Source organism: Arthrobacter sp. MYb224 (assembly GCF_002975455.1).
Classification (GTDB): Bacteria; Actinomycetota; Actinomycetes; order Actinomycetales; family Micrococcaceae; genus Glutamicibacter.
Window position 1 is genome coordinate 210812 of record NZ_PCPU01000001.1, and the last position, 13479, is coordinate 224290.

General features: G+C 62.6%; 12 protein-coding genes. 4 read left to right on the forward strand and 8 right to left on the reverse strand.

Features of this window, described 5'->3' with window-relative positions; all coding sequences use genetic code 11:
* Window positions 1-61: 61 nt before the first annotated feature.
* Window positions 62-1801, reverse strand: coding sequence for a 2-isopropylmalate synthase (gene leuA / locus CQ017_RS01035; RefSeq protein ID WP_096284708.1), 1740 nt, complete (start codon window positions 1799-1801; stop codon window positions 62-64).
* Window positions 1802-2144: 343 nt separating this feature from the next.
* On the opposite strand from leuA, the gene CQ017_RS01040 reads away from it, so the two are divergent.
* From CQ017_RS01040 to CQ017_RS01050, 3 genes are all read left to right on the forward strand, one after another.
* On the forward strand, window positions 2145-3317 hold the full coding sequence (locus CQ017_RS01040; protein WP_105552130.1) for an FAD-dependent oxidoreductase: 1173 nt from the start codon (window positions 2145-2147) through the stop codon (window positions 3315-3317).
* Window positions 3318-3409: 92 nt separating this feature from the next.
* Window positions 3410-3985 carry a DUF4396 domain-containing protein gene (locus CQ017_RS01045; protein ID WP_258133443.1) on the forward strand — a complete coding sequence of 192 codons (576 nt, stop codon included), beginning with the start codon at window positions 3410-3412 and terminating at the stop codon, window positions 3983-3985.
* Between the two features lie 39 nt (window positions 3986-4024).
* Complete coding sequence (locus tag CQ017_RS01050; protein WP_105552131.1) at window positions 4025-4843, forward strand: type II CAAX endopeptidase family protein; 819 nt, start codon at window positions 4025-4027, stop codon at window positions 4841-4843.
* 166 nt (window positions 4844-5009) lie between these two features.
* Here the strand turns inward: CQ017_RS01050 and CQ017_RS01055 are convergent, their stop codons facing one another.
* The 5 genes from CQ017_RS01055 to CQ017_RS01075 all read right to left on the reverse strand — a co-directional run bounded on the left by CQ017_RS01055 (window position 5010) and on the right by CQ017_RS01075 (window position 10278).
* Entirely contained in the window at window positions 5010-6245 is a 1236-nt protein-coding gene (locus CQ017_RS01055) for a serine hydrolase (RefSeq protein ID WP_096284714.1), read from the reverse strand.
* 286 nt (window positions 6246-6531) lie between these two features.
* Complete coding sequence (gene era / locus CQ017_RS01060) at window positions 6532-7494, reverse strand: GTPase Era (RefSeq protein ID WP_096284716.1); 963 nt, start codon at window positions 7492-7494, stop codon at window positions 6532-6534.
* On the reverse strand, window positions 7484-8776 hold the full coding sequence (locus CQ017_RS01065; RefSeq protein WP_096284718.1) for a hemolysin family protein: 1293 nt from the start codon (window positions 8774-8776) through the stop codon (window positions 7484-7486). The genes era and CQ017_RS01065 overlap by 11 nt, the downstream gene beginning before the upstream one ends.
* A 3-nt stretch (window positions 8777-8779) precedes the next feature.
* Window positions 8780-9253, reverse strand: a complete 474-nt coding sequence (gene ybeY / locus CQ017_RS01070) for an rRNA maturation RNase YbeY (protein ID WP_096284720.1) — start codon at window positions 9251-9253, stop codon at window positions 8780-8782.
* Window positions 9250-10278 carry a PhoH family protein gene (locus CQ017_RS01075; protein WP_096284722.1) on the reverse strand — a complete coding sequence of 343 codons (1029 nt, stop codon included), beginning with the start codon at window positions 10276-10278 and terminating at the stop codon, window positions 9250-9252. The genes ybeY and CQ017_RS01075 overlap by 4 nt, the downstream gene beginning before the upstream one ends.
* 398 nt (window positions 10279-10676) lie before the next feature.
* On the opposite strand from CQ017_RS01075, the gene CQ017_RS01080 reads away from it, so the two are divergent.
* On the forward strand, window positions 10677-11489 hold the full coding sequence (locus tag CQ017_RS01080) for a GerMN domain-containing protein (RefSeq protein ID WP_105552132.1): 813 nt from the start codon (window positions 10677-10679) through the stop codon (window positions 11487-11489).
* A gap of 81 nt (window positions 11490-11570) precedes the next feature.
* On the opposite strand, the gene CQ017_RS01085 is transcribed toward CQ017_RS01080, so the two are convergent.
* Complete coding sequence (locus CQ017_RS01085; RefSeq protein ID WP_105552133.1) at window positions 11571-12344, reverse strand: 16S rRNA (uracil(1498)-N(3))-methyltransferase; 774 nt, start codon at window positions 12342-12344, stop codon at window positions 11571-11573.
* 2 nt (window positions 12345-12346) lie between these two features.
* Window positions 12347-13471 (reverse strand): molecular chaperone DnaJ, encoded by a 1125-nt coding sequence (gene dnaJ, locus CQ017_RS01090; RefSeq protein ID WP_096284728.1) that lies wholly within the window; start codon window positions 13469-13471, stop codon window positions 12347-12349.
* Window positions 13472-13479: the final 8 nt, after the last annotated feature.

Here is a 13479-nt window from a genome sequence, read left to right on the forward strand (position 1 = left end):
CTAAAAACGCCACGGGGCGCAACCGAAGTTGTGCCCCGTGGCGTTCAGCATCTTCCAGCGGTTAGGCGGCGTCGCGGATTGCCCGGTTGACTGCCGAAATGACCGCCTTCAGCGCGGCGATGTTGGTGTTGGTGTCCAAACCGATCCCCCAGAGGATGCGATCTCCCACCGCGCATTCGACGAATGCCGCGGCGCGGGCGTTGCCGCCTTCGCTCATGGCGTGTTCGCTGTAGTCCAGCACGCGCAGGTCCACTCCGTCGTCGTTGAGCAGCTTCACCAAGGCCGACAGCGGACCGTTGCCCTGGGCGCTGCGCTCGTGGGCCACGCCGTCGACGATCAGCTTGACGTCCAGCTGGAAGCTGCCGTCTTCGGCGGAGGCCGCGGTCGCCGAGGCGATCTCGTAGTAGCCCCAGGCATTCAGCCCGGAGTCCTCGCTGACCGGCAGGTACTCATCCTGGAATACGTTCCAGATGGTGGACGAGGAAACCTCGCCGCCTTCGGTTTCGGTCTTCTTCTGGATAACCCCGGAGAACTCGATCTGCGCACGGCGTGGCAGATCCAAGTTGTAGTCGTTCTTCAGCAGGTAGGCCACTCCGCCCTTGCCGGACTGCGAATTCACGCGGATCACCGCTTCGTAGGAGCGGCCGATGTCCTTCGGATCGATCGGCAGGTACGGAACCGCCCAAACCATATCGTTCAGTTCCTTGCCGGCAGCCGAGGCCTTGACCTCCATGGCTTCCAGGCCCTTCTTGATCGCGTCCTGGTGCGATCCGGAGAAGGCGGTGAAGACCAGGTCGCCGCCGTACGGGCTGCGTTCTGCCACTGGCAGCTGGTTGCAGTACTCGACGGTGCGGCGGATGTGGTCCATGTCCGAGAAGTCGATCTGCGGGTCGATGCCCTGGCCGAACATGTTCATGCCCAAGGTCACCAGGTCGACGTTGCCGGTGCGTTCGCCATTGCCGAACAGGCAGCCTTCGATGCGGTCCGCGCCGGCCAGGTAGCCCAGCTCGGCAGCGGCTACTCCGGTGCCGCGGTCGTTGTGCGGGTGCAGCGAGAGGATGATCGAATCGCGGTTTGCCAGGTTGCGGTGCATCCACTCGATGGAGTCCGCATAGACGTTGGGGGTGGCCATTTCGACGGTGGCCGGCAGGTTCAAGATCATCTTGTTTTCCGGAGTCGCCTCCAGCACCTCGGCCACGGCCTCGGAAATGCGCTTGGCGAAGGCCAGCTCGGTGCCGGTGTAGGACTCTGGCGAGTACTCGTAGGTGATCTTGGTGCCGGTCAGCTGTTCTTCGTACTTCTTGCACATCCGCGCGCCCTGCACCGCGATGTCCACGATGCCGTCCTCGTCCTGGCGGAAGACGACTTCGCGCTGCAGCACCGAGGTGGAGTTGTACAGGTGGACGATGGCCTGCTTGGCGCCTTCCAGCGCTTCATAGGTGCGCTCGATCAGGTGCTCGCGGGACTGCGTGAGCACCTGGATGGTCACGTCATCGGGGATGCCGCGCTCGATGAGCTGGCGGACGAAGTCGAAGTCGGTCTGCGAGGCGGAAGGGAAGCCCACCTCGATTTCCTTGAAGCCCATTTCCACCAGCAGGTCGAACATCTTGTGCTTGCGCTCGGGGCTCATCGGGTCGATCAGTGCCTGGTTGCCATCACGCAGGTCAACCGCGCACCAGCGCGGGGCGGTGGTGATGTACTTATCTGGCCAGGTGCGATCGGGCAGGTTGACTTCGATCTGGTCCTGGAAGGGAACATACTTGTGGATTGGCATGTTCGAAGATTTTTGCATGTTCTGCATTTCGGTGTATCCCCTAGACAATGTTGGTGCTTAGTTGTGTGGGGCCAGACAAGAGCTACTCCGCGGCGAGAAGGTCGGCCGAATAGACCACTAACGGTCTCTTGGATCCTCGCAGCGGCAGATTAGAAGTAGAAGCTCGAAATGCACTTTTTGAGCATAACACCGCTTTGAACTGCGACGGGATTTGCTACTCAATTGTGTCAAATAGTGGACATCGGCCGGGGAAGCGATCTTCGGGATCGGCTCGATGGCCATGGACAGCTCGGGGCAAACGTGCGAACAATGGGATTTCTGGCCCGGTTGCACGCGGGCCCGGGCGGTGGAGCTGAGGGAAGGGCTACGGATGAAGGCGATCATCATCGGAGCGGGAATTGCCGGGCTTGTGGCGGCGCGCCAGCTCGGGTTGGCCGGCTGGCAGGTGCTGGTGCTTGAACGCTCTAAGAAGCCGCGCCCAGATGGCTACATGATGGACTTCTTCGGCCCCGGCCTGCGCGCCGCCGAACGCATCGGGCTCTACCCCTATCTGGCAGAGGTTGCCTACCGGGTGCAGGCCGCCGAATACGTTGACGCGAAGGGCCGGCGCACCGCAAGCCTGGATTACCAGAAGTTCTCGGACCTGGCAGGCGGGCGAGTGCTTACGCTCTTGCGCCCGGATATGGAAGGTGCGGCGCGCAAGGCCTTGCAGGATGTTCCCCCGGGCCGAGTTGGCATCCGCTACGGCGCGCGGGTTGAGCGGATCGAAACGACGGATGCTCGGGTACAGGTGCAGCTAGCGGGCCAGGAGCATCCGGAAATCGGGGAGCTCTTGGTGGGCGCCGACGGGATCCATTCAATGGTCCGGGCCGCGGTCTTCGGACCCGAAGAAGACTACCTGCGGCCCTTGGGGATGCGGGCGGCGGCCTTCATCGTTGAAGAGCCACAGCTGAATCGGGAGTTCAAGAACCGTTTGGTGCTCAGCGATACGGTCAACCGCACCGCCGGGATCTATGGTCTGCGTTCCACCGAGGTTGCCGCCTTCCTGGTGTATCGCCAACCGGAAGACACGACGCCCAGCGATCCCCGGCAGCGGCTGCGCAAGGCCTTCGCCGGAGTTGATGGACGGGTGGATCGGCTGCTTCGGCTATGCCCGGAGCATCCCTACGACGATGCCGTAGCGCAGGTGGTCATGCCCGGCTGGCACCGCGGTCCGGTGGTGCTGCTCGGAGATGCGGCGGCCGCGGTATCGCTGCTTGCCGGCCAGGGCGGCTCCATGGCCATTGCCGGCGCCGCAGCCCTCGGCGAGGCCTTGGCCGCAGTCACCGAGCCGGCGCAGCTGCCGAACGCGCTGGCCGGCTATGAACGGGCCATGCGTCCGGTCATCGCCACCGCGCAGGCCTCGGGGCGGCGTGCGGCGAATACCTTCCTGCCGAAGAACAAGCTGCAGCTGCTGGTGCGCCGTTGGATCGTTCGGGCAACCCATCTGCCCGGAGCAGACCGGCTGGTGGCCAAGCAGATCCTCAAGCGCATCGCCACATAGCGTGGGCACGTAGCCGGCCACGGCGCAGGCGGTATGATGCTGAACAACCGCGGAAGGCTAGCCGATTCCTGAAAGCACCCGGAAGGAGATCCATGGAACACGATACGAACGGTGGGCACGCCGGGCACGGCGCCGGGCATGACATGTCGTCGATGGCGGTGGGCGCAACGCTGCACTGCCTGACCGGTTGCGCCATCGGGGAAATCATCGGGCTGCTGGTGGGCACCGCGGCCGGATGGGCAAACCTGCCGACGGTGGCGCTGTCCATCTCGTTGGCCTTCCTCTTCGGCTACGCACTGTCGGCCATCCCGCTGGTGCGCGGCGGCATCGCCCTGTCCGCCGCCCTGGGCCTGGTGCTCGCCGCCGACACCCTGTCCATCCTGACGATGGAGATCGTGGACAACCTCGTCATGCTGCTCATTCCCGGAGCCATGGACTCCGGGGTCCTCAACCCCGTTTTCTGGGTTGCCATGGCCCTCGCCCTGACCGTCGCCTTCTTCGTCGCCTGGCCGGTGAACCGGGCCCAGCTGCGCCGCGGCAAAGGACACGCGGTAACCCACCAGGCACTGGGCGGAGGCGCGGGCATGGACAACCGGCCGCTGGCCATCGGCGTCGGCGCTTTTCTGCTCGGCGGCTTCGTCGCCTCGCTCGGCACGCTGCTGCACTGAACCCTTTTGCGCCGCGGGCGGAGGTGGCATGCTGGTGGTGTGAAGCTCACCCTAGATGATCCGCCCCGCACCGCGCTCAGCTGGAAATTGCTGCCGGCGGTACTGCTCTCGCTCTCCGGCGTGCTGCTCTTCGCCGTAGGAAATGACCCGGCGGGCTACACCACGCTCGTGCTCAGCGTGCTCACGGCAGCATTTATCGATCGCCAGCTCGCCCGCCACCTGGGACTGATCGCGGCGGGGCTGGCGATCATCAGCTTCGTTCCGCTCAATGCCGATTTGAGCATCGGGCACATGCTCCAGATGGGTGGTGCGCTCGGCATGGCCGTGCTGGTGCCCTGGCTGGTCTCACGGTTTGCCTACCGCGAGCAGATCATCAAATTTCCGGTGAACACCGGACGTAAATGGCCGTTGGCCGCCAAACTGTATCTGCTCGGCGTGGTAGCGCTGGGCTTCCTCATTTTACCGGTGTACCTGATCAGCACGGGGGTCTTCCAGAACTGGCCGGACGCCTCGGATCCCACCATCTTCTGGCGGCTCTTCCTCGGAGTGAACGCCGTGGGCATCTGGGATGAGCTGTTCTTCATCTGCACCACCTTCACGCTGCTGCGACGCCACTTCCCCGACTGGCTCGCCAATATCCTGCAGGCGGTGATCTTCTCTTCCTTCCTCTGGGAGATCGGCTACCAGGCTTGGGGTCCGCTTCTCACGTTCCCCTTCGCCCTGCTGCAGGGCTATACCTTCAAGCTGACCAAGTCGCTGACCTACGTCGTCTCGGTGCATTTGATCTTCGACTTCGTACTGTTCCTCGCGCTGGTGCACGCGCACAACCGTGACTGGCTGCCGATTTTCTTCTACTAGGTTCCGGGGCGCACGTGCAGTTTCAGGGCAGCGGGCCGGCCATAATCCGTGCCCTCGTCTTTGGCTGATGGCCGCCTTCGGCCAATTGCCCGATCCGCGCATGAGCGCTGCACTGCGGCATCGCGGCCGAATCGCTGGCCAACCTGGGATCCCGTATCCCGGGCAGCTAGTTGCCGGCTGGTGCCGCCGAGGCAGGTGGTGCGGTGTTGGCCTCCACCAATAGCGCCGCGGAGATAGCGTCGAAGGCGCGCAGCGTGCGGGAGAGCTTGGCAGGTCCCTGCGGGGTCGGCCAGCTGGAGAGCTTCACCGCCACCACCTCGGCGGGCCGGTTGATGTAGACCATCTGCCCGTGTATGCCCAGGCAGAGCACCACATCATTGCCGGGGTACGGGAACCACATCTGGTTCCGGTACATCCCGCCGGGCATGAGGTTGTCCACCGGGCCGTCGGCAAAGGCGTCGCGGGAGTCCGGGGCGCCGGCCAGCGTTTGGGCGATCCATTCTTTTGAGAGCACCCGTTCGCCGCTCGGCGCGAGTCCGTCGTTCAGGAAGAGCGAGCCGAAACGGGCCATATCGCGCATCGTGGCGTTGATCCCGCCGTCGAATATTCCGGTGCCGAACTGGTCGACGCCGATGGTGGCATCCGATTCGGCGCCGAGTTTGCTCCAGAGCAGCTCGCTCAGCAAGGTGGCCATGGGCTTCTTGGCCGCGGACTCGCAGATCCAGCCGAGCATGTCGGTCTCGCAAGATCGGTACTCGAAGACCCCGCCGTGGGCGGTCTTGCGCACCAGGGTTCTCAGGTACGGGTACATGCCGGTGGGCCCCGGGGCCTTGAGCGCAGACCATCCGATGGCCTGTCCGAGCATCCGCACCCCGGCGCTGGGGTCCAGGTAGTTCTCGGAGAAATCGATGCCGGAACGCATATCCAGCAACTGGCGCACCCTGGCCCCGGCATAGCCGTTCTCGGCTACCTCCGGCAGGTAATCGGTCAAGCGCGCGTCGGAGTCAAGCACTCCGGAATCGATCAGCGCTCCGGCCACCGCGCCGATCAGCGACTTGCTCATGGACATCAGCAGGTGCGGGGTGTCGGCCTTCATCTGGCCAAAGTACTGCTCGGCCAGCACCGTGCCGCGGTGCATGAACATCCACCCGTCGGTTTCGGTGGCGGCCATCACCGAGCCCACGCTCAGCGGCGCTTCTGAAGGGAATGCCGGGGCCAGCCTCACCGAGTCCAAGTCACGGTGTGCCGCGGGAAGCGGCGCCACCGTTCCTTCGCCCCGGGAGATCAGTGCCGTGGGCAAGAAGTCGGCCATATGTTGGAAGGACCAGCGCAAGTTCTTGGGAAGCCGCCAGTTGTTCATGTTCACTCCGGCGGGGGTGTGCTCCTGCTGTGTGCCGTCCATATGCGTTCCCTATCGATTGCTGCGCCATTGATTATCTGGACATTACCATCGAGTAATCTTTCCTCCCCCGTTCATTTTCGCGCCGTGCCGAGAACTACGGAATATGAAGCCGGGCCATGTGCCTCATTTCGAGCTCGGGTCTCGACCCGGTGCATCCAACTCGTGTCGCGGAGCGCCGAACCCGCTATCCCGCAGGGTCAGATCACTGGGGCCGGTTAAAAGCCAACCCCCGGACCGCCTCTCGAGGAGAGGCAATCCGGGGGTTGGGTAATCTACCGGGCTGAGCTTAGAAGCCCAAGCGGCCGAGCTGCTTCGGGTCACGCTGCCAGTCCTTGGCAACCTTCACGTGCAGGTCCAGGAAGACCTTGGTGCCCAGCAGCTTCTCGATGCCCTGACGGGCATTGGACCCTACCTCGCGCAGGCGTGAGCCGCCCTTGCCGATGATGATGGCCTTCTGGCTCGAGCGCTCCACGAAGAGCGAGACGTGGATGTCCACCAGCTGGTTGCCTTCGCTGCGGCCCTCGCGTGGGATCATCTCCTCGACGACCACCGCCAGGGAGTGCGGCAGCTCATCGTGCACGCCTTCCAAGGCGGCCTCGCGGATCAGTTCGGCGACCATCTTCAGCTCGGGTTCGTCGGTGAGCTCGCCATCCGGGTAGAGCGGCGGCCCCTTGGGCAGGTGCTGGACCAGTACGTTGGCAACCTCTTCGACCTGGAATTCCTTCACCGCGGACACCGGAATGATCGCTGCGAAGCCGTCTTCGCCGAAGCTCTCCACACCCAGTTCAGCGACGGACATCAATTGCGCGGCGAGCTGTTCGCGGTCGACCAGATCGGCCTTGGTCACCAGGGCGACGATCGGCTTGCGCTGCAGCTGGGCCAGCTGGGAGGCGATGAAACGGTCGCCGGGGCCGATCTTCTCATTGGCCGGCAAGCAGAAACCGATGGCATCGACCTCGGAAAGGGTCTGCGCGACGAGGTCGTTCAACCGCTGCCCCAAGAGGGTGCGCGGGCGGTGCAGGCCCGGGGTGTCGACCAGGATCAGCTGCGCGTCATCACGGTGCACGATCCCGCGGATGGTGTGCCGGGTGGTCTGCGGCTTGGCCGAGGTGATGGCCACCTTCTGGCCCACCAGCGCGTTGGTCAGCGTGGATTTGCCAGCATTCGGGCGCCCCACGAAGGAAGTGAAACCCGAACGGTAGTTCTCGGGCCAGCCGCTGGTGGCCAGCAATTTGTCTTTATCGCTCATCTGAGGATTCCTCGTCGTTCTCTTTATGATCGGATGCGTCCGTTTCCAGACGCTCTACATGGATTTTGCCGATGCGGTTGCGGCGGCCGGCCAGGGCCACCACGGTCAGGCGCAGACCGTAGACATCGGCGGTGGATCCGAGCACGGGCACGGATTCCAACGCCTTGGAGAGCAGGCCACCAACGGTGTCTACATCTTCATCATCGATGAACACATCAAAATGATCTGCGACGTCATCGATGGATACCGAGGCCATTGCGAAGAGCGAGCCATCGGGGTTTTCGATCAGCTCGGTGCGCGAGCGGTCATACTCGTCGTCGATCTCGCCGACGATCTCCTCGAGCAGGTCCTCCAGGGTGATCAGGCCCGCGGTGCCACCGTACTCGTCGATGACCACCGCCAGGTGAATTGCCTCTTGCTGCAGTTCCTGCAGGAGTTCTGCAGCGTTTTTCGACTCGGGGACGAAACGCACCGGACGGGAGAGATCCTCGAGGCGCTCGGCCTGCTGCAGGCCGTGGATCTCGGAGATCACATCCTTGAGGTAGATGATGCCCTGGATGTCATCGGTGTCTTCGCCGATCAGCGGGATCCTCGAATAGCCCGAAGCCATGAACAGTTCCAGCGCGCCGTTGATCGTATGTTCGCCGGTGAGCACCACCATGTCTGTGCGCGGCACCATGACCGCACGGACGTTGGTTTCCTCCAGATCCATCACCGAGGAGATCAATTCCGCGGACTCTTCGTCCAGGTCCTCTCCCTCGCTGGCACGGTCCACTATGTCGCGCAGGCGCTCCTTGCCGAGGTAGCCGTCTTCATCGTTTCCGGGCCCCGGGCTCATCGCGGTGCCGATGCTCGCCAGCCAGTTGGTGATCGGGCCGAGCAGCACCCGCAAGAGCCGGACCATCGGTGCGGTTGCGCGCACGACATTGCGCGCATTGGAGCGGCCATAGCGCCGCGGGGAGACACTGACCAGGACGAATCCGAGGGCCGCCATAACCATGGTCGCCACCAAGCCGACCATCCAGATATTATCAATCCAACGGGCCACCAGCAGCGCGACGGCCACCGCGGAGGCCGTCTCGAACCAGATACGCCAGAAGCGGATCGCCTGGGCGTGCGATTCGCTGTCGTCCAGGATATGGCTTATCGCTTTGGAATTCGACTCGATCCGCAACCGTTCGGCCGCATTGCGGGACAAGGCGTAAAAGGCGGAATCGGCGGCGGTGAGAATTGCGGCACTGGCCATGAAGGCCAACGCCACGACTAATAGGACTATGCCCACCGGCTATTCCACCGTTTCCTTCGGCGCCGGGCGCCCGGTGTAGCTCTCGAGCAGACGGCGCTGCAGACCGAACATTTCGGCCTTTTCGGCAGGCTCATCGTGGTCGAAGCCCATCAAATGCAGCATGCCGTGGGTGGTGAGCAGCAAGATCTCATCGTGGACCGGGTGCCCACCGGCCTTGGCCTGGGCCTCGGCGACGGTGGGGCAGATCACGATATCCCCGAGGATGCCGCTTTCCGACGGGGCCTTCTCCGACCCCGGACGCAACTCGTCCATCGGGAAGCTCATCACATCGGTGGGACCTTCCAGGTCCATCCACTCCACATGCAATTCGCTCATGGCCTCTTCGTCGATGAAGACGACGGAAACTTCCGTTTCCGGGTGAATGAACATCGCCTGGGTGATCGAGTCAGCGAGTTTCTGCACGTCCTGCAGATCCACTTCGTAGTCTGTTTCGTTATTTACTTCGACGCTCATGACTTGTGCCGTCCCCGGGATTGTGCTTTGCGCTGTTGGGTGTCCCAGCGATCGTACGCCGTGACGATATCTGCAATGAGGCGGTGGCGCACCACGTCGCCGGCATCCAGCCGGCACAGGGCGATGTCGTCGATACCCGCCAACACGTCGATCACCATGCGAAGCCCGGAGACCGAGTTACCGGGCAGATCCACCTGAGTGACATCGCCGGTGATGACCATCTTGGAGCCGAAGCCCAAACGAGTGAGGAACATTTTCATTTGTTCGCTGGTGGTGTTCTGCGCTTCGTCGAGAATCACGAAGGCATCGTTCAAGGTGCGCCCGCGCATGTACGCCAAGGGAGCGACCTCGATGGTGCCTGCCTCCAGCAACCGTGGAATGGTCTCCGGGTCGATCATGTCGTGCAGCGCATCATAGAGCGGACGCAGATAGGGATCGATTTTCTCCGTGAGGCTTCCGGGCAAAAAGCCCAGTTTCTCCCCGGCTTCTACGGCGGGACGAGTCAAGATGATGCGGCTGACTTCTTTCGCCTGCAAGGCTGCCACGGCCATAGCCATGGCCAGGAAAGTTTTGCCGGTACCGGCAGGACCCACGCCGAAGGTCACCGTGTTGTCTTCGATGGCGTCGACATAGCTTTTCTGATTCAGCGTTTTCGGCCGGATCGCGCGTCCCCGTCCGGAGAGAATCTTCAGCCCGAGGACGTCGGTGGGCGCATCGGCACCACCGGCGGAGAGCATCTTGATGATCTGCTCAATGGTGTCTGCGCTCATCCGGGAGCCGCGGCTGGCAAGTGCACGGGCCTCTTCGGTCACACGCTGAGCCTTGCGCACCTGCACGGGCTCGCCAACCAGGGTCAAGGAAGCGCCATTGGGGCGAAACTGCACCAGCGGGTAGGCGCCGGTCAGAATGCGCAACAATTCATCGCTTGGACCGAGCGTGGCAACCATGAGTTCGGGAGTGTCGAAGGTGATCGTCAATGACGCGGGGCCGGATTCGACCGGCATCTTGTTCTGTTCAACCTGCATGCAGTGCTTAGTGCCCCTTTGCTGAGCTTGGCAATGATTATTGTTCTTGTCCCCTACAGTCTATCTAGTTCAGCACGCTTAGGGGATAATTTCGCAGGTAGCTAGAGCACAAAAATCTGAAGTGATTCTAAAGCATCTGTGGTGGTAAAGGTATAGATTTGGTTACGAATCCTTCGTTAGACTCCTTTTTGGCGATCCCGGGCGCCATCATGTGCCAAACTATTTGAGCGCCAGAGCTGGTTTACAGCAAGGTGTCAAGTGAATAATCAACGGATTGGTAAGTAGTGCAAGGAAGAATTACGAGGTTGATCTCCAAGCGGGTAACCGTCACCGGAGTCTGTTTAACTCTCGTCGTAGCAGCTGGCTGCGGTCTTGCCTCGCGCGAAGAATCCCACGAAATGCCGATCAGTACTGCCGCGGGTACCGTGGGACTGCCTCCTGCCAACGATTCGGTGGAGCACCATTCCCCGATCGACAGGCTCCCGATCTACTGGCTTGAAAATATGGACCTCGGGGTTTTCCTCTACCGCGAGTACGCCACAAAAAACGCCACTGGCGAGCCGATCGGCGATTCAATCTCCTACCTGCTCAACGAAAAGCCGGCCAATGCCGAGTGGTACACGCATCTGAAGCCTTCGGGTGAAGTTGGCGTGTCCATGAACCAGGACAATGTGATCACCCTGGACCTACCGGAGAAGGTCTTCGGTGCAAAGCTTGATCGTGGCCTTTCCGAACGCACAATTCAGCAGCTGGTGTTCACCGCCACCGCCGCCGCGTCCAATGCAGGCCTCCTCGTTGGCTCGCTGCCACCGAAAGTGAGAATTCTGGTTGACGGCCGGGCCAACGCCACGGTCTTCGGCGACTTGCGACTGGCGGACTCCTACGACCGCGATGCCACATTCATGGCCCCGATTTGGATTATCGATCCGCAATACGGGTCGACCCGCAAGGCCGGTCAGATCCAGTTCAATGCTCGCGCCTCGAAGTTCAGCGACGGTATCTATTACAGCTTGGAGAGCAAGGACAAGTCGGGAAAGCTCACCGTGCTCACCGCCGAGGAGCCAATCCCGGAAGATACGGTCAATCCCGATGGCTCCTTTGATTTCACCAAGCAGCTGAGCGTAGGCGCCTACAAACTCACCTTCTGGGGCAGGGAATCCGGATCAGAAGAAAAGATCGCCTCGGTATCCAGCGAGTTCACCATTAAATAGGCTGCGAATATTCGCTACCAATTAAAAAGTTCCGCAGGCCGTCGGCCTGCGGAACTTCTTAATTTCTGAACCTTTCGGCGGCTACAGTTCTCCGAGCAGATGCCGAACCAGAACGAGGGCTGCCGGCCCGGCCGTCGAAGCGCGTAGCACGTGCTCGCCTAAGAGCGCGGCCTTGGCTCCAGCGCCGACAAACTGATCGAGCTCCGCGTCGCTGATCCCGCCTTCGGGGCCCACTACCAACGTCACCCCCGCATGTGCCGGGGCCGAATCGAGCCACGACCGGGTTTCCTCGGCCACCGAGCATTTAGCTGATTCATGCAGGATCAGAACCAGCTCGCCCTGGGCAGCAAGCTGCGCGATCTGTCCGGCCAGAGCCTTGGACCCGAGCGGTTCCAAGACCCTTGGTTCGAAGGCGCGGCGTGACTGCTTCTGTGCCGAACGCACCTGCGAACGCCATTTAGCTAAGGCCTTTTCGGTCTTCGGCCCATTCCAACGCACAATCGATCGATCGGCCTGCCAGGGGCGGACCGTGAAAATTCCCAGTTCCACCGCCGATTCCACGGCCTGTAGATCCCGGTCGCCCTTGGCCAGCGCCTGCACTAGGCCGACCGGGTGGACCGGCGGCGCTTCTTCGATGCGTTCCACCACGGTCACGCTGAGCAGGTCCTTGGCCGCGGCACTGACCTTGACTCGCAACCGGAGCCCGGTGCCGTCGAGCAAGTCCAGCTCTTCGCCGGGAGCCACACGCTTGACCGCAACCGCATGGTGGGCCTCGGGCCCGGTGAGCTCCAAACTGTCCCCCACCATGGCCTCAGCTGCTTGCTGAGCGTCGATCACGAAGCTGTGATTGCTCATGCTCAGCGTTGGTTCAACTTGTCACGCAGTCGCGAGAACATTCCACCGGACTGTTCGACGCGGCCGGCGGTCATCTCTTCGCCACGCAATGCCGCCAGCTGCTCGAGCAGCTCACGCTGTGCGGCGTCCAGCTTCGTCGGAGTCTCCACCTGCAGGTGCACCACGATGTCGCCACGCTTGCCACCGCGCAGGCGCGGCACACCCAGCCCTGGCAGAGTGATGGTGTCCCCGTCCTGGGCGCCCGATTCCACGGTGATCTGCTGTTCACCATCGAAGGTTTCCAGCTTCAGCTCGCAACCGAGGGCGGCGCCGGTCATTGGGATGGCCATCTTCGCGTGCAAGTCGGTCTGCGCGCGTTCGAAGACCTTGTGGCGGCGTACGTCGATTTCGACGAAGAGGTTTCCGTTCGGGCCGCCGCCGGGACCGGCTTCGCCCTGTCCGCGCAGCTGGATACGAGTGCCGGCGTCGACACCGGCCGGAATGTTCAGCGACTTCGAGACGTGCTCGCGCACGCGTCCCTCGCCATTGCATTCATTGCATGGATCCGGAATGGTCGTGCCAAAGCCACGGCAGGCCGGGCAAGTTTCCACGGTCATCATCTGGCCGAGGAAGGAACGCACCGGACGCTGGATCTGGCCCGCACCGCGGCAGGTTTCGCAGGTAACCGGGCTGGTGCCGGGCCGGCAGCAAGAGCCTTCACAGACCTTGCAGGTGACGGCCGTTTCCATCTCGAGCGGGTATACGGTGCCCTTGACCGCGTCGACCAAATCGATGGTGATGGTGATCAGCGCGTCGCGGCCGGCCTGCGTGCGCGAGGCCGGCCCTTGGGCTTGCCCGCCGCCGAAGAACTGTTCGAAGATGTCGCCGAAGCCACCGAAGTTCTGGCCTCCGCCGCCGAATCCCTGCTGGCCGTTGCCGTTCAGGTCGCCGGTGGCGTCGAAGTTGGCGCGCTTCTTTTCGTCGGAAAGGACTTCATAGGCTCGTGTGACGAGCTTGAACTGCTCGGCTGCCCCCTCGCCTGGGTTGACATCGGGGTGCAGCTTGCGCGCCAGCTTGCGGTAGGCGCTCTTGATTTCCTGCGGGGTCGCGTCCTGGGCAACACCCAGCGTCTCGTAATGCGAGCTCACGATATTCG